16 protein-coding genes and 1 pseudogene are annotated in these 19,096 nt (G+C 72.3%); 8 read left to right on the top strand and 9 right to left on the bottom strand.

All coding sequences use genetic code 11. The features are described from left to right. Positions 1 to 12 precede the first annotated feature (12 nt). The 4 genes from OG293_RS16935 to OG293_RS16920 form a co-directional block, all read right to left on the bottom strand. Positions 13 to 1,962 carry an FUSC family protein gene (locus OG293_RS16935; protein ID WP_405999626.1) on the bottom strand — a complete coding sequence of 650 codons (1,950 nt, stop codon included), beginning with the start codon at positions 1,960 to 1,962 and terminating at the stop codon, positions 13 to 15. A gap of 56 nt (positions 1,963 to 2,018) precedes the next feature. Next, entirely contained in the window at positions 2,019 to 2,963 is a 945-nt protein-coding gene (locus tag OG293_RS16930) for an NADP-dependent oxidoreductase (RefSeq protein ID WP_405999625.1), read from the bottom strand. A gap of 63 nt (positions 2,964 to 3,026) precedes the next feature. Further along, a complete protein-coding gene (locus tag OG293_RS16925; RefSeq protein WP_405999624.1) occupies positions 3,027 to 4,046 on the bottom strand; it encodes an endonuclease/exonuclease/phosphatase family protein in 1,020 nt (339 codons plus the stop codon). 118 nt (positions 4,047 to 4,164) lie between these two features. Beyond that, complete coding sequence (locus tag OG293_RS16920; RefSeq protein ID WP_405999623.1) at positions 4,165 to 4,947, bottom strand: TetR/AcrR family transcriptional regulator C-terminal domain-containing protein; 783 nt, start codon at positions 4,945 to 4,947, stop codon at positions 4,165 to 4,167. A 210-nt stretch (positions 4,948 to 5,157) separates the two neighbouring features. Between OG293_RS16920 and OG293_RS16915 the strand changes: the two genes are divergently transcribed. The 4 genes from OG293_RS16915 to OG293_RS16900 all read left to right on the top strand — a co-directional run bounded on the left by OG293_RS16915 (position 5,158) and on the right by OG293_RS16900 (position 9,823). Then, complete coding sequence (locus tag OG293_RS16915) at positions 5,158 to 5,967, top strand: MBL fold metallo-hydrolase (protein WP_405999622.1); 810 nt, start codon at positions 5,158 to 5,160, stop codon at positions 5,965 to 5,967. Positions 5,968 to 7,355: 1,388 nt separating this feature from the next. Beyond that, complete coding sequence (locus tag OG293_RS16910; RefSeq protein WP_405999621.1) at positions 7,356 to 7,733, top strand: hypothetical protein; 378 nt, start codon at positions 7,356 to 7,358, stop codon at positions 7,731 to 7,733. 267 nt (positions 7,734 to 8,000) lie between these two features. After that, positions 8,001 to 8,972, top strand: coding sequence for an ATP-binding cassette domain-containing protein (locus OG293_RS16905; protein WP_405999620.1), 972 nt, complete (start codon positions 8,001 to 8,003; stop codon positions 8,970 to 8,972). Beyond that, positions 8,969 to 9,823: an ABC transporter permease gene (locus tag OG293_RS16900; RefSeq protein WP_405999619.1), complete on the top strand. Its 855-nt coding sequence runs from the start codon at positions 8,969 to 8,971 to the stop codon at positions 9,821 to 9,823. Before OG293_RS16905 ends, OG293_RS16900 begins: the two co-directional genes overlap by 4 nt. Before the next feature lie 84 nt (positions 9,824 to 9,907). On the opposite strand, the gene OG293_RS16895 is transcribed toward OG293_RS16900, so the two are convergent. Beyond that, on the bottom strand, positions 9,908 to 10,687 hold the full coding sequence (locus OG293_RS16895) for a hypothetical protein (protein ID WP_405999618.1): 780 nt from the start codon (positions 10,685 to 10,687) through the stop codon (positions 9,908 to 9,910). Between the two features lie 44 nt (positions 10,688 to 10,731). Then, positions 10,732 to 11,046: a hypothetical protein gene (locus OG293_RS16890; RefSeq protein ID WP_405999617.1), complete on the bottom strand. Its 315-nt coding sequence runs from the start codon at positions 11,044 to 11,046 to the stop codon at positions 10,732 to 10,734. A 458-nt stretch (positions 11,047 to 11,504) separates the two neighbouring features. Between OG293_RS16890 and OG293_RS16885 the strand changes: the two genes are divergently transcribed. From OG293_RS16885 to OG293_RS16875, 3 genes are all read left to right on the top strand, one after another. Beyond that, on the top strand, positions 11,505 to 13,604 hold the full coding sequence (locus OG293_RS16885) for an FAD-dependent oxidoreductase (protein WP_405999616.1): 2,100 nt from the start codon (positions 11,505 to 11,507) through the stop codon (positions 13,602 to 13,604). 44 nt (positions 13,605 to 13,648) lie between these two features. Beyond that, positions 13,649 to 14,188, top strand: coding sequence for a PadR family transcriptional regulator (locus OG293_RS16880; RefSeq protein WP_405999615.1), 540 nt, complete (start codon positions 13,649 to 13,651; stop codon positions 14,186 to 14,188). Positions 14,189 to 14,869: 681 nt separating this feature from the next. After that, positions 14,870 to 15,049 carry a hypothetical protein gene (locus tag OG293_RS16875; RefSeq protein ID WP_406003621.1) on the top strand — a complete coding sequence of 60 codons (180 nt, stop codon included), beginning with the start codon at positions 14,870 to 14,872 and terminating at the stop codon, positions 15,047 to 15,049. A 176-nt stretch (positions 15,050 to 15,225) separates the two neighbouring features. On the opposite strand, the gene OG293_RS16870 is transcribed toward OG293_RS16875, so the two are convergent. Then, positions 15,226 to 16,548 (bottom strand): phosphoribosyltransferase family protein, encoded by a 1,323-nt coding sequence (locus OG293_RS16870; protein ID WP_405999614.1) that lies wholly within the window; start codon positions 16,546 to 16,548, stop codon positions 15,226 to 15,228. A gap of 23 nt (positions 16,549 to 16,571) precedes the next feature. Here OG293_RS16870 and OG293_RS16865 point away from each other — a divergent pair, with 23 nt between their 5' ends. After that, positions 16,572 to 17,420 (top strand): HAD-IIA family hydrolase, encoded by an 849-nt coding sequence (locus OG293_RS16865; RefSeq protein WP_405999613.1) that lies wholly within the window; start codon positions 16,572 to 16,574, stop codon positions 17,418 to 17,420. Between the two features lie 33 nt (positions 17,421 to 17,453). Here OG293_RS16865 and corA read toward each other — a convergent pair whose 3' ends face one another. Next, positions 17,454 to 18,536 (bottom strand): magnesium/cobalt transporter CorA, encoded by a 1,083-nt coding sequence (gene corA, locus OG293_RS16860; RefSeq protein WP_405999612.1) that lies wholly within the window; start codon positions 18,534 to 18,536, stop codon positions 17,454 to 17,456. Positions 18,537 to 18,652: 116 nt separating this feature from the next. Further along, positions 18,653 to 19,078: pseudogene (locus tag OG293_RS16855) on the bottom strand (NPCBM/NEW2 domain-containing protein); the annotation flags it as partial. Positions 19,079 to 19,096: the final 18 nt, after the last annotated feature.

The raw sequence follows: 19,096 nt of genomic DNA, 5'->3' as shown, positions 1-19,096 counted from the left end.
AAAAATGCCTGCTTACGTGGGCTGCTCCGGCGAGGTGATCGCCCTGGCCGCCCGTACCTCCTGGCGCAGCGGTTCCAGCACTCCGTGCTCGTCCCCCGCCAGTTCCGCCCTGACCTCCACCAGCACGATGCTGGTGCGCACGCCCTCCGCCAGCTCGCGCAACTCCCGCTCGATCTCCGCCACCTCCGCCGGGGAGGGCGGCTGGGCTCCGTGGTTGACGCGGACCCTCGCCGCCGTCGTCGCGTCCACGATGCGTTCGACGGCGACGACCAGCGGCCACCAGGCCGCCGCCCGCGTACCTGTCGGCGGGGGTTCCGTCAGAGCGCGCTGGAACTCCGTACGGACAGCGGACAGATCGCGGTAGATCCGGCGGCGACTCCGGACCCGCTCGGCCTGGTCCTCGGCCCTGGACGAGCCGAACGCGTGGGCCACATAGCCCGCCGCGTCCTCCACGGCCGCCGCCAGCCGGTCCCCGATGCGGGTGTGCCAGCTCTCCGGCCACAGCAGATAGCCCGCGATCAGGGCGATCGCGCAGCCGATCAGGCTGTCCACCAGCCGCGGCAGGATCAGATGGAACCCCTGGTGGTTGAGGATGTCGGAGAGCAGCAGGATCACCGGGGTGATGGCCGCCGTCTGGAAGGCATACCCCTTCGCCGAGAAGGCGGGGATCAGCGCGGCGAGGACCATCATCACGAGCACGTCCCACCACCCGCGGGGCACCTGGGAGAGCACCGCCGCCGCCGTGACCAGGCCCGCCGCCGTGCCCAGGGCGCGCAGGACCGCGCGGGAGAAGACCGAGCCGAAGTCCGGCTTGAGGACGAAGGTGACGGTGAGCGCGACCCAGTACGAGCGGGACACGGGCACCAGCGACACCAGTGACTGCGCCAGGCCGATGCAGAGGGCGAGCCGCAGGCCGTAGCGCCAGGACGGTTCGGAGAACATGACGCTGCGGGCCACGCGTCCGACGCGGATGCGCAGCGCGGCGGGCCGGCCGAGGCGGTCGTCGACGTTGTACGGGTCGGGGTCGGCCTTGTGGACGACCACCGCCGCGTGCCGCAGCGCGGCCTCGACGGCCCGGTCGGCGGGGCCTTGCGGTTCGGGCAGGCGCAGCTCGGGGGGATCGCCCTTGCCCCGGTCGATCGTGTCCGCCAGCTCCCGTACGGCCGTGGCGATCTCGGGCTGCCGCGAGGCCCGTCCGTGCAGATGCGCCGCGGCTGCTCCCTCGACGAGCGGGATCAGCACATTGAGCTGGGCGAGCAGCCGTACGAGCGGGCCGGCGCGCCCGTGTTCGCGGGCGCGCCGGGCGAGAATCAGGTCGTAGGAGCTGTTGAGGGAATCGGTGACGGCGTGCCGTCTGTCGTCGTACTCGGCGGAGCCCGCCGCGTCGAAGAGGTCCGCGACCGCGCGGTAGGTCGAGGCGACCGCGGCCCGTTCCGGCATGCGCCCGCGCAGTGGCCAGGCCAGCAGCGACAGCACGAGGACGAAGAGACCGCCGAGCGCGAGCAGCAGCGGGGCCTTCCACCAGGGGCCCGGCATCGGCAGCCCCGCGCCCACCACCGCGTTGAGCAGGAGCAGCAGCCCGGACACGGACGCCACCGCGCCGATCGACGAGATCATCCCGGAGAGCAGCGCGACGAAGGTGAGCGCGGCGACCGCGAGCCAGCCTTGCCCGTACACGAGGATGCCGAGCGTGACGCCGACCGCGCCGAACAGCTGCGGGACCGCGATGGTGAAGATCCGCATGCGGTAGGCGTCGGCGGTGTCGCTGATGACGCCGGAGAGGGCGCCCATCGAGACCAGTGCGCCGTACGTGGGCTGCCCGACGGCGAGCCCGACCGCGAGCGGCGCGGCCAGCGCCACGGAGGCGCGCCCGACGGCGGCCCACGGCACGGGCGCGGTCTGCGGGCGCAGCCCCTTGAGCAGCCACTCGGGTGGGGACAGCCGTCCCGCTCGGGTCTCCATCCTGGAATCTTCGCAGGGCGTTCGCGGGGGCGGACCGGGGGACGGCCCGCGGCGGATCAGATCACGAACACCGTCTTGCCGCGAGCCCCGCCCGCCCGTGACTGGGCGAGCGCGTCCGGGGCCTTGTCCAGGGGGAGTTCGGCGTCCACCGGGGCCTTGAGGGAGCCGTCGGCCGCTGCCGCGGCCAGGGTGTCGAGCAGGGCGGCCGAGGGATGCTGCTGGAAGTCGATGCCCTCGACCTCGGCGGGGAGCCGCGCCGGAGCCGCCATGCCGCGGGTGGTGAGGGCGCGGCCACCGCGGCGCACCAGGCCGGCGTTGGCCGCGAAGGCGGCGGGGTCGGGCGACACCAGGTCGACCAGGGCGTCGACGCCGTCCGGGCACACGTCCCGGACGGCGGAGGACAGATCCCGTGCCGTGGTGTCCACGGTGACGGCCGCGCCGAGCCCGGACATCCGGCGCTGTTCGTCGCCGCGCACCGCCGCGATCACCTGGACCGAGCGGGCAGCGGCGAGTTGGGTCAGATAGCTGCCGACTCCGCCGGCCGCGCCGAGGACCAGCAGCGTCCGGCCGGGGCCGAGACCGGCGGTCTCCAGGAGCTGCGCCGCGGTCATCCCGGCCGTGGGCAGCACGGCCGCCGTCCTCAGCGGGAGGCCCTCCGGTACGAATGTGATGGCCGTGTCCTGCGGCATGGTCACGTACTCGGCGTAGGTGCCGGTGCCGACGGGCGGCCGGGTCGCCTGGCCGAAGACGGCGTCGCCGACCACGAAGCGGCTGTCGCCGGGGCCCACGACATCGACCCGGCCCGCGAAGTCCGAGCCCATGACCAGCGGGAAGACATGCGGGACGACCCCGTCGAGGGCTCCGTCGGCGGCCTTCCAGTCGAAGGGGTTGAGTGCCGCGTACTCGATCTTCACCAGCACTTCGCCCTCGCCGGGCTCCGGCTTGGGGATCTGGACCAGCCGGGGCTCGGCCTTGAACGCCTTGACCGCGACAGCGCGCATCCGCAACGCCTCCTGAAGGACGGCCCCCCGGGGCTCACGACCCACTCTCACCCGGGCGGGCACTCAGCGCACGTCGTGCAGTTCGAGCCGGACGAGCAGTGAGCGGTGGTCGGTGTCGGGCAGGTCCAGGAAGCGGGCGTCCCGCGCCGAGAAGTCCTCGCTGATCAGCACGTGGTCGATCTGCGCGCCCAGCGGGCGGCGGGCGGCGGAGGGCCAGGACGGGGTGCGGGCCGCGCCCGCCAGGGTGGCGCTGTCGCGCAGGGCGCCCGCGTCGAGGAGGCGGCGGAAGGCGGCGTGGTCCTGGGTGGCGTTGAAGTCGCCCGCGATCAGGGCCGGCGTGCCTTTCACCCCGGTGGCGTACGCGCGCACCCGGCCGAGCTCGCGCTGCCAGGCGCGGATGCCGCCGGGGATCGGGGGCAGAGGGTGGGCGAGCTGGAGATTCACCGGGTGTCCGGCGATGTCCGCGACCGAGCCGGGCATCGCGAGCGTGCTCTCGACGCCGGGAGCGGGTCGCAGCGGGTACTTGCTGAGGATCGCCGAGCCGGACGCCCAGTCGCCCTTGACGACCGTGCGGTACGGGTAGTCGGCGCGCGAGACCTTCGCGGCGAGCGCGTCCGAGCAGGGGCGTGCGCACTCCTGGACGAAGACCAGATCGGGCTTCTCACGCCGGACGGCGGCCAGCAGCCCCTCGGTCGCCTGCCCGAACTCCACGTTCGACGTCAGGACGGAGACGCGGGCGACGACCGGCCCCGGAGGGTCATCGGCCAGCCCGGTGTCGTAGGGCCTGGCGTACCAGCCGGTGACCGCGAGCACGGCGACCGCCCAGACCACGCCCGCGCGCCGGCGTCCCAGCAGGGCGAGGAGCAGCCCCGCCCCGGCCGGGAGCAGCAGCCAGGGCAGGAAGGCGAGCAGCTGCGGGACGGGCGTGATGCCGTCCGTGTCGGCGATCCGGCAGCCGACGACCGCGCTGGGCACGATGAGCAGCAGGGCCCCGAGCCAGGCGGCGGCGCGCCGCGCGCCGGACGGACGGAAGCCGGCGTCCGCCGGGAGGGCCGGGTCCGCCGTCGGGATGGCGCTGTTCAAACCGGCCTCCGGGCGGCGAGATGTCGGTCGTCGTGCAGCCCCGGGTTTTCCTGCACCCGCGCTGTCCTGCGCCTGGACGGTCCTTCCCGCGCCCAGGCCGTCCTGCACCTGTGAGACGTCAGTCTCGGCGAGATTGTTGCGGCTGTCGCGGCATTCGGCCGACGGGGTCCGCAGGGTCCCTGGGCGCGTACGGCCGCAAGGCGTCGATCAGGAGCTCGATGCCGAAGGTGAACTCCGCGTCGTGGTCGATCACCGCGAGCCGGGGCGCGAGCTTCGCCACCGCCGGGAAGCCGGAGTTCTCCAGATGCTCCCGGCGCTCCCGTACCGCCGACTCGTCCTCTCCTCTGACGGTGGGCGTGTGGAACTCCCGGAGCAGCGAGCCGACCTGGAAGGCGATGAGCAGCCGCAGCGCGTGCACGGCGGACGCCTCGTCGAAGCCGTGGTCGAGCAGGACGCCCAGCGAACAGTTGACCGTCGGGAGTGCGCCGGGGGAGGTGAGCTGGCGGGTGAGGACCAGTTCGCAGGCGCGCGGGTGGCGCAGCGACGCCTGCCGGAAGCCGTACGCGACCGAGCGGATGCCGTCCTCCCAGGAGTCGCCGCGGCGGCGGGAGAGGTGCATGTCGCCGGTGATGAACTCCGTGACCCCGTCGAGGACATCGGACTTGCCGCCGACATGGTTGTAGAGGGACATCGCCTGGACGCCGAGGGTGGCGGCGATCCGGCGCATGGAGAGCGCGTCCACACCCCCTTCGTCGATGATCTTCAGCGCGGCTTCGACGATGCGCTCGCGGGAGAGCGGTGCGCGGGAGGACTTCTCGGGGGCCTCGGGCTCGCCGGAGGCCGGCCGGTGGGCCGCCGCCGTGCGTTCCGTGGGGTGTTGACGGGATCTTCCGTCAGACATCGCGGTGCTCCTGAGGGGGTTTCGCGGACTCGTGCCGAACTCCTTGACGACTTACAGCGTAAGTGCTTCTCTCGGTCCCGTACTTACGGTGTAAGTACGGAACGAACCGGCCTGGAGGGCTCCGAAGATGACGAAGGAATCGCCGGGGCACTCGGCCGGCCTGGCCCAGCACCGTCCCCTGCCCTCCCCCGCGTAAGCCGGAGCTCGCGCATGTCTGTGCCCACCGTCCACCACCTCGACTGCGCCCCGATGAACCCTGTCGGTGGCGCCCCGCTCGTCGCCCACTGTCTGCTGGTGGAGACGGGCGGCGGCCTTGTCCTCGTCGACACGGGCCTGGGCTCAGCGGATGTCGCGGACCCGCGGAGGCTCGGGACGTTCTTCCGGCGGACCATGCGGCCGGAACTCAACCAGGCGCACACCGCCTACCACCAGATACGGGTGCTCGGTTACGACCCGCGCGATGTGCAGGACATCGTCGTGACCCACCTGGACCTGGATCACGCGGGCGGTCTCGCGGACTTCCCGCAGGCGCGGGTCCATGTCATGGCCGACGAGTACCGCGCCGCGATGCGGCGGGAGACCCGACTCGACGCGGGCCGCTATGTCACGGCGCAGTGGAACCACGGACCGCGCTGGACCGTGCACGACACGGCCGACGCCAACTGGCACGGCTTCGCGGCGTCGCGGGTGCTGCGTTTCCCGGACATCCTGATGGTCCCGATGCCGGGCCACACCCGCGGTCACTGCGCGGTGGCCGTACAGGAGCCGGACCGGTGGCTGCTGCACGCGGGCGACGCGTACTTCTTCCACGGGGAGATGGACCTGCGCAGGCCCCGCTGCCCGAGGGCGATGTCGATGCATCAGCGGCTGGTGGCGGAGAACCACCGGGAGCGGCTGACGCAGCTGGAGAGGCTGAGGGAGCTGCGGAGGGCTGATCCGAGGCTGATCCGGATCTTCTCGGCGCATGACGCGCGGGAGTTTTCGCAGCTGAGCACGGAGAGGTTCGGGCGGGTGATGTGACGGGCGGGGCGGTCGACGGGCGGGCACTTGACGGGCGTGGCGGTTGACGGGCGGGGCGCGCGGCCCCGACCGGTGCTCGCCCCGCATCCCGCACCGGCCCGCTTGCGCCTCACGCGCCGGGCGGGGCCTGAACGGGCGAGGCGGCGGCCGGACGCCCACGCCGTCACCGCGACCACCATCCCCGCCCCCACCACCCACCACGACGTCACCCGCAGCGTCTGGGTCAGCGCGTCGTACACCGCCTCCGCCGCCGGACGGTCCACGTCCGGGGGGAGGTCGTCGAGGGCCAGGCCCCGCCCGAAGGTGACCGCGAGGCGGAGCAGCGCGCCCCCCACCGCGATCGCCAGGCCGAAACCGGCGAGCGCGTAGAGCCTGCGCCGGGCCAGCAGCACCGCGGCCACCGCGAGCAGCAGCGTCGCGACCGGCAGCCACACGCCCGCGATCTGCAGCCAGTCGAACACCTCGCGCGCCACGCCGAGTTTGTCGGACTCCAGGATCGTGATCCGGGTGCGCCCCACCGGGATCTGATCCGCGAACGGCACCCCGTCCTCGCTGAGCTGCACCTTGACCTGCTCGATGACCGGCGCCAGATCGATGCTGACGGTGTCACCGCTCTCGCTGGTCAGCGCGTGCTCGACCGTGGTGTGGGCAGCCCGGTTGACGGTGTTCCAGGCGGTTCCGAACGCCTCCGTTCCGGAGAAGGAGAGCACAGCCTCGTGCAGCAGATTCCGTACGCCCTCCTGGAAGGGGCCCGCGTCGAACTTCGTCATCGCCTCGTCGGTGATGCGGACGGCGACATCGTTCTGCACGGCGGGGTCGGACGCGAGAGGCGCCATCGCGGCGACGTACTCGTCGGTGTCGCCGATCTCCCTGTCCGCCCATACGGCGAGCGCGCTCAGCGGAGTCAGGAGGGCCACCAGGACGAGCAGCACCGTCGACACCGCTGAGAGGAGGCTGCGCACTCCTCAAGGGAACGTGAGCGTCCTGGTGGCCGCGAGCGGTGTGCCGCCGACCGGGCGGGCCGCCGCGCCGCGCTTCGTCCATGCGTGGGAGGCCCTTGGGAGGCCCGCGCGCGTACGGCGGCCGGCCCATGCGTGTGCGGGGCGGCCGGCCCATGCGTGTGCGGGGCGGCCGGGTCCGTGCGCGGGCGGCCTCAGCACTCTCCGGGACAGCCGAGGCCCGGATCCATCGCGTGCAGGATGCTCATGCTGATCGGGGCCGCTTGGGTCCGTGCTCCTTCTGAGCCGTCCGTACTGCGGGCACACCCAACTCCGGAGCGCCCCCCTTCCGGCCCGCTTCCTTCCCTACCGTCCTCCGACTTGCCCGGCAGCGGGTGCGGGTGTGCTCTGAAGGGAGGACGGGGGAAGCCAGGAAGGGAGCTCTCCGCCATGGCCGCACACGCAGCGGTGTCCCCGGGGCACCACGTCTCCGCCGAATGGGCTGTGCCCGTCAGCCTCGGTTTCGTCTACGGCATCTACGCGGCGTTCCTCCACCACACCTGGGGGGACCTCAACTGGGGCGATGTCTTCTACGGCATTGTCGGCGGCCTCGTTCTCGCAGCCCTCTGCTTCGGTCTCGGCCGCGTCCAGGAGATGCTGCCGCGAGAACTGCGCGCGGCGGCGTACGGGACGCTGACCGGTATCGCCGTCGGGTTCCTCAAGAGCCTGACCGGAGACAGCATCCTCAGCTCGGCCGGCCTGGGGCTCATCTTCGCCGCGGCCATGACCCTCTCCTCCTTCTACCTCTTCTACATGCACGAGGCGTAGCGCGCTTGCGGACCCCGGTCAGGTCGTCCGACGACGCTCCCGGGGCCCCGGACAGGCGCTCCCCCCGCAGCGCGCGTTCCGCCGGAACCCGGCCAGGACGCGCGCCGCAGCCGCGTGCGACCCATCGCCGATGAGTTCCGCGGGCGGCCCGGGTCAACCCTCTGGACCGCTCACCCCTGGGGCGTCCGGGAGGACCGTCGGGACCGAGGGGGCTGACGAGGACCGACGAGAAGTGACGCGACCGACGAGCACAGACAGGGACCGAGAATGAGCGCAGATCCGGCAATCGAGACCGCGGGCCTCGTGAAGGTCTTCGGCGAGAACCGCGCCGTCGACGGCGTCGACCTCACCGTCCCGGCGGGCACGGTCTACGGCGTGCTGGGCCCGAACGGCGCCGGAAAGACGACCACCGTGAAGATGCTCGCCACCCTGCTGCGGCCGGACGGCGGCGAGGCCCGCGTCTTCGGCAAGGACGTGCAGAAGGACGCCGACGCGGTCCGCGGCAGGGTCAGCCTCACCGGTCAGTACGCCTCGGTCGACGAGGACCTCACGGGCACCGAGAACCTGGTGCTCCTCGGTCGGCTGCTCGGCCACTCCAAGCCCGCCGCGCGGGAGCGCTCCGCCCAGCTCCTCGACGCCTTCGGCCTCTCCGAGGCCGCGGAGAAGCAGGTCAAGAACTACTCGGGCGGCATGCGACGCCGTATCGACATTGCCGCGTCCATTCTCAACACCCCGGATCTGCTCTTTCTCGACGAGCCGACCACCGGCCTCGATCCGCGCAGCCGCAACCAGGTCTGGGACATCGTGCGCGCGGTCGTCGCGCAGGGCACGACCGTGCTGCTGACGACGCAGTATCTGGACGAGGCCGACCATCTCGCCTCCCGTATCGCCGTCATCGACCACGGCAGGGTGATCGCCGAGGGCACCAAGGGCGAGCTGAAGGCGTCGGTCGGCTCCGGCGCGGTCCATCTGCGGCTGCGCGACCCCGGGCAGCGCCCGGAGGCCGAACGGATACTGGGGGAGGCGCTCGGTGCCGAGGTCCAGCTCGACCCCGATCCGGTCGCGCTCACCGCCCGGGTCAACGGCCACGGCACCGAACAGGGCGCGGCCGAGCAGGCCGCGCGGGCGCTCGCCGAGCTGGCCCGCTCCGGCATCACGGTGGACAACTTCGCGCTGGGCCAGCCCAGCCTGGACGAGGTCTTCCTCGCCCTGACCGACCGGAAGGGGAACGCGGCATGATCACCGCGACCACCACCCAGGACATCGACCTCGTACTCGAAGCCCCGAAGGCGGAGGAGCTGGCCGCGCTGCTGGTGAAGGGCGACCGGCCGCCCCGGCCGAGCGCCCTGTCCGCGTCGCTCACCTTCGGCTGGCGGGCGATGCTGAAGATCAAGCATGTGCCCGAGCAGCTCTTCGATGTGACGGCCTTTCCGATCATGATGGTGCTGATGTACACGTACCTCTTCGGAGGGGCGTTGGCCGGGTCCGTATCGGCGTACATCCAGTTCCTGCTGCCCGGCATCCTCACCATGAGCGTCGTGATGATCACGATGTACACCGGGGTCGCGGTCAACACCGACATCACCAAGGGCGTGTTCGACCGGTTCCGTACGCTGCCGATCTGGCGTCCGGCGCCGATGGTCGGCTACCTGCTCGGCGATGTGGTCCGCTACCTCATCGCGTCCGTCGTGATGCTCGCGGTCGGCATGCTCATCGGGTACCGCCCGCACGGCGGGCCCTTGGGTGTCGTGCTCGGTGTGGCGCTGCTGATGGTGTTCTCGTTCGCCTTCTCCTGGATCTGGACGATGTTCGGCCTGCTGCTGCGTACCGAGAAGTCGGTCATGGGAGTCAGCATGATGGTGATCTTCCCGCTGACCTTCCTGAGCAATGTCTTCGTCGACCCGAAGACGATGCCGGGCTGGCTCCAGGCCTTCGTCAACAACAGCCCGGTGACCCATGTGGCCACGGCGGTCCGGGAGTTGATGGAGGGACACTGGCCGGCGGCCGACATCGCCTGGTCGCTGGGGTGGGCGGCGCTGCTGGTGGTGGTCTTCGGGTCGGTGACGATGCGGCTCTACAACCGCAAGTGAGGCGTGCGGGCGTTGTCTCGGGCGGGGGCGCGGGCGGGACTCGTGCGGCCCGGGCCGCGGCGGGCCCGGCTCGGCCCGCGCGGCTCAGCCCCGTCCCGCCGCGCTCGCGAACAGCTGGCGGAACGCGTCCGCGGACTCCGAGCCGGACCGCCCGAACGGTGCGTCGAAGTCCCAGACCAGGAAGAGCAGGAACGCGATCAGGGCGCTGAAGAGGCCCGCCAGCAGCAGTTCCCTCGGTGTACGGCCGATCTGCAGCGTGAAGATCAGGCCGATCGTGACCAGCGCTCCGGTGATCAGCCCGAACCACACCACGCCCGGCAGGGTCGCACCCGCGTTCTCGGCGCGGGCGTTGCGTGCGTCGTCGGCGACGGCGACCTGTTCGAGAAGCGGCTGGTAGGCCTGTGCCTCCAGATCGTTGGCGGGCGTGCGCTGCGCGATGTCCGCGCGTACGGTCGCGAGCAGCCCGGCGCCCTCGTCGGACAGCTCGTTGTGGCCGACCATCCGAGGCCACTCCTGGTGCACGACGTAGGAGACATAGCTGTCGATGTCGGAGCGCAGCTTCTCCTGGACGCCGGCGGGGTAGACCTTCGCCCGCTGGGTGACCTCGTGCAGCGCCTGTGCCTCACGGCGGACGTCGTCCTGCGCCGCGCTGCGTGCCTCCCAGACTCCGGCGATGGCCAGACCCAGCACGATCGCGTACACGACGCCCACCATCATCGTCATGTACTCAAGGACATCGGGGGTCTCGGCCTCTTCCTCCGGCGCCCCCGCCCTGTTCAGCCGGTAGTGCCGCAGCAGCACGATGACGAGGACGACGGCACAGGCGGCGGCCATCGCGAGGGCCAGGACCAGCCATTCCGACATGAAGCTCTCCGAAAGTGGGTGCGAGTGGGTGGAGGGGGTGTGATTCAGGAGCGACCGCGCCCGGAGGCGGCGGAGCGTGAGCGGGGGCGCAGCATCGCGGCGGCGAGGACGGCCGGTGTGGTGGTCACCAGCAGCAGGACCGTGATCGGCATGCCGGAGGCTTCCCTCTTTCCGGCCGCCGGGCGGTATGCGCGCACGACGAAGTGCCGCGGCGGCGCGGGCTTCGGCCCGGCGGCGGGCGGCGGCGTCTTCGCGGGAGGCTCGGGCGCCGGCGGGGGTGCGGGCTCCGGGGCCCGGCGCGGGGGCGCGACGGCGGGCGGCGCGGCCTCGGCGGGCGGTGGCGGCGGGGCGGCCGGCACCGGAGCGGATGGCGTCGGCGCGGGCGGAGTCGGCTCCGGCTCGGGCGGCGGTGACGGCCGTGGCGGCGTGGGTGGGGGTGTGGGTGGGGGTGTCCCCGGCGGCGACGGGGCGGGGGGCGCGGGCGGAGTCGGAGTGGGCGTCGGAGTCGGTGTCGGAGTCGGTGTGCAGTGTCCGGCGTGTGCCGGTGGCCACCGGTCCGCCGCGAAGGCGGCGGCCCCGACCGCCTGCGAGCCCAGAATCGCCGCAATCCCCAGTGCGCTCACGCGCTTCCATCCCGCCACAGCGGCACGTTATGGGGTGGGGACCCGGCTTGGGAGCCAACATCACCCGTATGGCTTATCAGCACACTTGTCGGACTCCGTGCCGGAGTGACCGAAGCTTGTTTTGCACTTTGTTGCATAATCGCTCGGAGGCCGCTAGAACTGCACTGAACACCCCTGCGCGAGGAGGCGCCCCGATGAGCCTGACCCCGAGTACGAGCCAGAGCGGCAGCACGAGCACGAGCACGGGCCCGAGCACGGGCGCGGGCGCGGGCGCGAACCCGTACCCGCATCTGCTGAGCCCGCTCGACCTCGGGTTCACCGTGCTGCCCAACCGTGTGCTCATGGGCTCGATGCACGTCGGCCTGGAGGAGGCCGAGCGCGGCTTCGAGCGGATGGCCGCCTTCTACGCCGCCCGTGCCCGCGGCGGCGTCGGTCTCATCGTCACCGGCGGCATCGCGCCCAACGACCGCGGCCGCCCCTACGAGGGCGGCGCGAAGCTCACCACCGAGGCCGAGGCGGAACAGCACCGGGTCGTCACGGACGCCGTGCACGCCGAGGGCGGCAGGATCGCCATGCAGATCCTGCACTTCGGCCGGTACGCGTACCACGCGGACCTCGTCGCACCCAGCGCGATCCAGGCGCCCATCAGCCCGTTCGTCCCGCACGCGCTCACCGACGACGAGATCGAGCAGACCATCGAGGACTATGTGCGGGCGGCGCGGCTCGCACAGTCCGCCGGGTACGACGGCGTCGAGATCATGGGCTCCGAGGGCTACTTCATCAACGAGTTCATCGCGGGCGCCACCAACCACCGCACCGACCGGTGGGGCGGCTCGTACGAGAACCGGATCCGGCTGCCCCTGGAGATCGTCCGCCGCACCCGCGAGCGCGTCGGCCCCGACTTCATCCTGATCTACCGGCTCTCCATGCTGGACCTGGTGCCCGGCGGCTCCTCGCTGGAGGAAGTCGTCGCCCTCGCCAAGGAGATCGAGGCGGCCGGAGCGACGATCATCAACACCGGGATCGGCTGGCACGAGGCCCGTATCCCCACCATCGCGACCTCGGTGCCGCGCGGTGCCTACACCTGGGTCACCAAGAAGCTGATGGGGTCCGTCTCGGTACCGCTGGTGACCAGCAACCGCATCAACACCCCAGAGGTCGCCGAGGCGTTGCTCGCCGACGGACGCGCGGACATGGTGTCGCTGGCCCGGCCCTTCCTCGCCGACCCGGACTTCGTCGCCAAGGCGCAGGCGGACCGCTCGGAGACCATCAACACCTGCATCGGCTGCAACCAGGCCTGCCTGGACCACACCTTCAGCGGGAAGATCACCTCCTGCCTGGTCAACCCGCGCGCCTGCCACGAGACCGAGCTGGTCCTCGGCCCGACCCGGCAGCGCAAACGCGTCGCCGTGATCGGAGCGGGGCCCGCCGGGCTCGCCTGCGCGGTCTCGGCGGCCGAGCGCGGCCACGAGGTCACCCTGTTCGACGCCGCGGACGAGATCGGCGGCCAGCTCAACGTCGCCAAGCGGATCCCGGGCAAGGAGGAGTTCGACGAGACGTTGCGCTACTTCCGTACGCAGCTCGAACTGCACGGCGTGGATGTGCGGCTGGGCGTGAGGGTGACGTCCGGCGACCTGACGAGCGAGGCGTACGACGAGATCGTCGTCGCCACCGGAGTCACCCCCCGCACCCCCGAGATCGAGGGCGTCGACCACCCGAGCGTCGTCAGTTACCTCGACGTCCTGCGCGACGGAGCGCCGGTCGGCGAGCGGGTCGCGGTCCTCGGTGCGGGCGGCATCGGCTTCGACGTCGCGGAGTTCCTGACCGACGGCGGCGACGGCGCGAGCCTGGACGCCGGGACGTACTTCCGCCAGTGGGGCGTCGACATGGACTACAGCGCGCCCGGCGGGCTCACCGCCCCCGAGCGCCCGAAGCCGCCGCGCTCCGTCCACCTCCTGCAGCGCAAGACGAGCAAGGTCGGTGCGGGGCTCGGCAAGACGACGGGCTGGATCCACCGCACGGAGCTCAAGCACCGCGGGGTGACGATGACGGCCGGCGCGACGTACGAGCGGATCGACGACGAGGGCCTGCACATCACGGTGGACGGCACCACGAGCGTGCTCCCCGTCGACACGGTCGTGCTCTGCACCGGCCAGGAGCCGCAGCGCGGACTGTACGAGGAACTGAGCGCCGCCGGCCGGGCCGTGCATCTGATCGGCGGCGCCGACGTCGCGGCCGAACTGGACGCCAAGCGCGCGATCGACCAGGGCACCCGGCTGGCGGCTGCCCTGTGACGGCCGGCAGCCGAGCCGTCACGGCCCGTCCCTAGGATCGGGCCATGTCCCTGCCGCACGCGATTCTCACGGCCCTGCTCGAAAAGCCCTCGTCGGGCCTTGAGCTGACCCGCCGCTTCGACAGGTCGATCGGCTACTTCTGGTCGGCCACCCACCAGCAGATCTACCGCGAGCTGGGGAAACAGGAGCAGGCGGGTCACATCCGGGCCCTGCCGTCGGCGCAGCCCACCCGGGGGCAGAAGAAGGAGTACGAAGTCCTGCCCGCGGGCCGGGCGGAGCTGACCGCGTGGGTGGCCAGGTCCGAGGACCCCAAGCCGGTCCGGGACCCGCTGCTGCTGAGGCTGCGGGCTGCGGGTGTGGTCGGCAGCACCGGTCTGGAGGCGGAGCTGGAGCGCCATCTGGAGCTGCACCGGCGGCAGTTGGCCGAGTACACGGCGATCGAGGCACGGGACTTCCCGCCGGAGCGGCTGGCGAGCGAGCAGGACCGGCTGCGGCATGTGGTGCTGCGGGCCGGGATCGAGCTGGAGACGTTCTGGACGAAGTGGCTGACGGACGCGCTGGCGGAGCTTCGCTCGGCCGGCTGAAGGAGGCATGTACGGGGACCCGGCTCGGTGTGGGCGCGACGGGCGACGGCGGGCCGGTGTCGCGGGCACATGTACGGGGACCCGGCTCGGTGTGGGCGCGACGGGCGACGGCGGGCCGGTGTCGCGGGCACATGTACGGGGACCCGGCTCGGTGTGGGCGCGACGGGCGACGGCGGGCCGGTGTCGCGGGCGGCGGCGCGGCGGAATCTCCGGGCGGACCCGGCCGGACTTGGGCGGACCCGGGCGGACTTGGGCGGACCCGGGCGAACCCGGGCGAACCCGGGCGGAATCCGAGCCGGACGGGAGCGGTGGCCCCGAGCTGGGTCCGAGCCTTTCGAACCTCTTCGAAAGGCTCGCGGCGCAGGCGGAGAGACCCCGACAATCGCAACCGCGAGGCGCGCGGTGTCCACGGGGGCAACGGACGGGTCGTCCCGCACGCCGTCACGCGGCCGGAGCACCGCTGCTTCACCGCTGACGCGCGCGGACGCCGACGGCCCGCCGGGTGCCGCGCGCCGACCACGGGCGGGGCCCGGGGTGACGACCCCGGACCCTGCCCCTGGACCTGCCCCCGGACCCTGCCCCTGGACCGCTGCCCCCGGACCCTGCCCCCGGGCGGGCCGTCCCGGGAACGGCGTACGCCGGAATGCGGCTTCTGACGGCCCGTGAGATTGTCGCCGCGTGATGGATTCTCTGATCGCCGCCGTTTCCGCGGCCGCCCTCGCCCTGATCGTCACGTCTGCCCGCGGCCTGTCCCGCGTCGGCAGCAACGACCCCTCCGCCGAGGCCCGCTCGGTGACGCTCGCGCTGTACGGGGGAGTCGTCGCCGTACTGGCACTGGCCCTGTTCATCGTGGTGACGTAGCACCAGGGGCCGGGTGTCAGCGGTCCCTGAGGGCACGGCGTCGACCCGGACCGGGGGGCGGCCCGGTGCCGGACGAGCGGTACGCCCGCCTCGCCCGGTCCTACGCACGGCCGCTGAGATCACCGCTTCGACGTGACCGTCACCCGGTGGGCCGGCTGACGCCGGGGCGTGGTGGATCAGCCGGCCACGCTCTGCGCGGCCAGGTGCGAGGTGAACCAGTCCCGGGCCAGCTCGGCGACCCGGTCGAGCGCGCCGGGCTCCTCGAACAGATGTGTGGCGCCGGGGACGATCTCCAGCCGGTTCTCGCAGCGCAGTTGCTCCTGGGCCCGCCGGTTGAGGCCCAGGACGGTGGTGTCATGGCCGCCGACGATGAGGAGCGTGGGGGCACGTACGTCGGCGAGGCCGGGCCCGGCGAGGTCCGGTCGGCCGCCGCGCGAGACCACGGCGGCGGTCTCCGTCTCCGGGGCGGCGGCGGCGCGCAGGGCCGCCGCGGCTCCGGTGCTCGCGCCGAAGTAGCCGATCGGGAGCGACTCGCGGTCACGCAGCCAGCGCGTGGCGTCCGTCAGCCGCCGGGCCAGGGTCTCGATGTCGAAGACATTCGCCCGGTCGGCCTCCTCGGCGGGCGTCAGCAGATCGAAGAGCAGCGTGCCGAGGCCCGCGCGGTTGAGGGCGGAGGCCACGAAGCGGTTGCGCGGGCTGTGGCGGCTGCTGCCGGAGCCGTGGGCGAACATGACGACGGCCGCCGCTCCCTGCGGCAGGGTGAGATCTCCGGTGAGCCGGACCCCGCCGGCCGGCACCGCCACCCCGGCTTCCGCCCCCTGCTCCGTGCGCGCCGGTGCCTGCGCAGGCGACCTCTCCTTCCCGAGCGCCGACGCCTGCGCGAGCAGCGAGGTGACCTCCTCGTCCGGGGTCTGCGAGAAGTCCGCGTACCACTCGCCGACGGCGCGGAAGGCGCGCGGCGTGGACAGACACACGACCTCGTCGGCCTCGGCGCGCAGCCATTCGACGGCATCGGGCGGGGCGACCGGTACGGCCAGCACCACACGGCCGGCGCCCTGCGCCCGTACGACCTGGCAGGCGGCCGACGCCGTGGCTCCGGTGGCGATCCCGTCGTCCACCAGGATCACGGTCCGGCCCGCGAGCGAGAGGCGCGTCCGGTCCGCCCGGAACCGCTTCGCCTGCCGCGCGAGCTCCGCCTCCTCGGCGCGTTCGACGCCCGCCAGCTCCTTCTGCCCGGCCCGGCTGAGCCGCACGATGTCCTCACTGATGACCCGGACCCCGCCCTCACCGATGGCGCCGAAGCCCAGCTCCCGGTGGTAGGGCACGCCGAGCTTGCGGACCACGATCACATCGAGGGGCGCCCCGAGCGCCCGCGCCACTTCGAAGGCCACCGGCACCCCGCCCCTCGGCAGACCGAGCACGACGGGCTGTTCCCCTTGTACGTGCCGGAGCGCTCCGGCGAGCTGCCTCCCGGCGTCGGTGCGGTCGGTGAAGGGCACGGTGGTTCACTTCCACCCGCGTAATGACTTGTTTGTGCCTATCTGCAGCTATTTTACAAGCCGACGATACGGTCGACGGTATGGAAGGAACCCGAGCGGTCCTGATCGACATCGACGGCGTACTCACCGTGTCCTGGAAAGCACTGCCGGGCGCCGTCGCGGCCATGGAACGCCTGCGCGCCGCCGGCCTTCCGCTGGCACTGGTCACCAACAACACCTCCCGCACCCGCGCGGTGATCGCCGGGAGACTCGCCGCGGAGGGCTTCCCGGTCGGTGTCGACGACATCCTGACGGCCCCGGCCGTCACCGCCGCCTATCTGCGGGACCACTACCCGGGCGCCCGCTGTCTCTTCCTCAACAGCGGCGACGTGCGGGCCGATCTGGAGGGCGTGACCCTGGTCGACGAGAGCGACGACTCCGCCCCCGACGTGGTCGTCTTCGGCGGCGCGGGCGACGAGTTCGGCTACGCGGCCCTCAACCGCGCCTTCCGCGAACTCCAGCGCGGCGCACCGCTGGTGGCCATGCACCGCAACCTCTACTGGCGCACCTCGCAAGGTCTCGACCTCGACACCGGGGCCTTCCTCATGGGCCTGGAGCGGGCCGCCCGCGTTGAGGCCGAGGTCACCGGCAAACCGGCCGGTGCCTTCTTCGCCACGGCCCTCGCGCACCTCGGCGTCGCGGCCGGGCGGGCGCTGATGGTCGGCGACGACATCGAGTCCGACGTCCTGGCGGCACAGCGCGCGGGCATCACGGGAGTCCTGGTCAAGACCGGCAAGTACCTGCCGGAGACCCACGCGTCGGCCTCGGGCGCCCCCGACCATGTGCTCGACTCGTTCGCGGACCTCCCGGCGCTCCTCGGCCACGCGGCCTGAGCACCCGCGGGCCCGGCGCGCCGAACCGGTCCGTCAGAGCCAGCCGTTGCGGCGGAAGGTGCGGTGGAGGAGGAGGCAGGACACGGCCATGACGCCGACGACGAGCGGATAGCCGTACATCCAGTGCAGCTCCGGCATGTGCTCGAAGTTCATGCCGTAGATGCCGCAGACCATCGTCGGCACGGCGACGATCGCCGCCCATGCCGTGATCTTGCGCATGTCCTCGTTCTGGGCGACCGTCACCTGCGCGAGATGGGCCTGGAGGATCGAGTCGAGCAGCGCGTCGAGCGAGGCGATCTGTTCGTTGACCCGGGTCAGATGATCGAGCACATCACGGAAGTAGGGCTGAATGTCCGGGCCGACCGGAGGCATTTGCACGGTCGCCAGAGCGTGCAGCGGGCGGTCCAGCGGTGCCACGGCCCGCTTGAGTTCCAGCAGTTCGCGCTTGAGCTGGTAGATCCGGCCCGCGTCGCCGCGGGCCGCGTGGACGCTGAAGACGGCCGACTCGACCGCGTCTATGTCCTCCTGGACGGAGTCGGCGACGGTGAGGTACTCGTCCACCACATGGTCGGCGATGGCGTGCAGGACGGCGGCGGGCCCCTTGGCCAGCTGATCGGGGGACGCCTCCAGGAACTCGCGCAGCGGGCCGAGCGACCCGTGCCTGCCGTGCCGCACGGTGAGCACGAAGTCCGCCCCGGTGAACACCATGAGCTCCCCGGTGTCCACCACCTCGCTGGTGGACGTGAGCTCCTCGTGCTCGACGTAGCGGCAGGTCTTGAAGACCGCGAAGAGCATCTCCTCGTACCGCTCCACCTTGGGCCGCTGGTGCGCCTGCACCGCGTCCTCGACGGCCAGCGGATGCAGATCGAACAACTCGGCGACACCGGCGATCTCCGTCGCCGAAGGCTCGTGCAGCCCGATCCACACGAAGCCGCGGCCCGCCTTGCGCACCCGTCGCAGCGCCTCGTCCACCGGGAAGGTCTCGGCCCGCCGCTCGCCGTCCTCGTAGATCACGCAGTTGACGACCGTGCTGCCCAGCGGGGAGCGGGCCGGGTGGCTCAGGTCCACGGTCTTGCGATAGGCGCGGCTTACCGCACGGCGGAGATTGCGGATCATCGGCACAACTGGCTCCTTCGGACAATCGTCCGCCAGTGTGCCATCGCTCCTTCGACCCGGGTGTACCGCCGTGGGGCGGAGAGCCGCGGCTCCCCGCCCCACGGGTGCCCGGAGGCTCAGGCGCAGGTGAGCCTGGGGTCCGCCCAGTCCGCGTGGTCGTAGTCGATTCCGTCGCCGGAGTCCGTGACGACCAGCTTCAGCTCCAGCCCGCCGTCGAGGTCGGCGGTGAGCTGCCGGGAAGCGTCCGCGCCCGTGATCCGGCCGCTGTCGGCGACCTTGGTGCCGTCCCGGTAGATCTGGAAGACGACCGACCCGTTCGTGCCGCCGGACTCGTCGTCGACGCCGACGCCGGTGGTGAGTGCCGAGCAGGTGCCGCCGAGGTAATACGTCACGGTGGAGGCCGCGTGGGTGCCGAGGCCCTTGGCGTACTGCGTCCCGCCGATGGTGAGGGTCCCGCCGTCGTCTCCGGGCCGCTCGCCGTTGCTGCGGTCGCGCTCGACCGGGCCCCAGGCGTTCACCGCCGATGTCCACGACAGATCGCTGAGCGCGTGCGTCCCGGC

Source organism: Streptomyces sp. NBC_00829 (genome assembly GCF_045161795.1).
Lineage (GTDB): Bacteria > Actinomycetota > Actinomycetes > Streptomycetales > Streptomycetaceae > Streptomyces.
Note: the sequence above shows the minus strand (reverse complement) of the source record. Positions and strands in the feature narration are given on the sequence as shown.

What these genes read in the sequence shown, in the direction of transcription:
- OG293_RS16935 (WP_405999626.1), bottom strand. Translation starts at nt 1,962, where the DNA reads ATGGAGACCCGAGCGGGACGGCTGTCCCCACCCGAGTGGCTGCTCAAG.
- OG293_RS16930 (WP_405999625.1), bottom strand. Translation starts at nt 2,963, where the DNA reads ATGCGCGCTGTCGCGGTCAAGGCGTTCAAGGCCGAGCCCCGGCTGGTC.
- OG293_RS16920 (WP_405999623.1), bottom strand. Translation starts at nt 4,947, where the DNA reads ATGTCTGACGGAAGATCCCGTCAACACCCCACGGAACGCACGGCGGCG.
- OG293_RS16915 (WP_405999622.1), top strand. Translation starts at nt 5,158, where the DNA reads ATGTCTGTGCCCACCGTCCACCACCTCGACTGCGCCCCGATGAACCCT.
- OG293_RS16910 (WP_405999621.1), top strand. Translation starts at nt 7,356, where the DNA reads ATGGCCGCACACGCAGCGGTGTCCCCGGGGCACCACGTCTCCGCCGAA.
- OG293_RS16905 (WP_405999620.1), top strand. Translation starts at nt 8,001, where the DNA reads ATGAGCGCAGATCCGGCAATCGAGACCGCGGGCCTCGTGAAGGTCTTC.
- OG293_RS16900 (WP_405999619.1), top strand. Translation starts at nt 8,969, where the DNA reads ATGATCACCGCGACCACCACCCAGGACATCGACCTCGTACTCGAAGCC.
- OG293_RS16895 (WP_405999618.1), bottom strand. Translation starts at nt 10,687, where the DNA reads ATGTCGGAATGGCTGGTCCTGGCCCTCGCGATGGCCGCCGCCTGTGCC.
- OG293_RS16885 (WP_405999616.1), top strand. Translation starts at nt 11,505, where the DNA reads ATGAGCCTGACCCCGAGTACGAGCCAGAGCGGCAGCACGAGCACGAGC.
- OG293_RS16880 (WP_405999615.1), top strand. Translation starts at nt 13,649, where the DNA reads ATGTCCCTGCCGCACGCGATTCTCACGGCCCTGCTCGAAAAGCCCTCG.
- OG293_RS16875 (WP_406003621.1), top strand. Translation starts at nt 14,870, where the DNA reads ATGGATTCTCTGATCGCCGCCGTTTCCGCGGCCGCCCTCGCCCTGATC.
- OG293_RS16865 (WP_405999613.1), top strand. Translation starts at nt 16,572, where the DNA reads ATGACTTGTTTGTGCCTATCTGCAGCTATTTTACAAGCCGACGATACG.
- corA (WP_405999612.1), bottom strand. Translation starts at nt 18,536, where the DNA reads ATGATCCGCAATCTCCGCCGTGCGGTAAGCCGCGCCTATCGCAAGACC.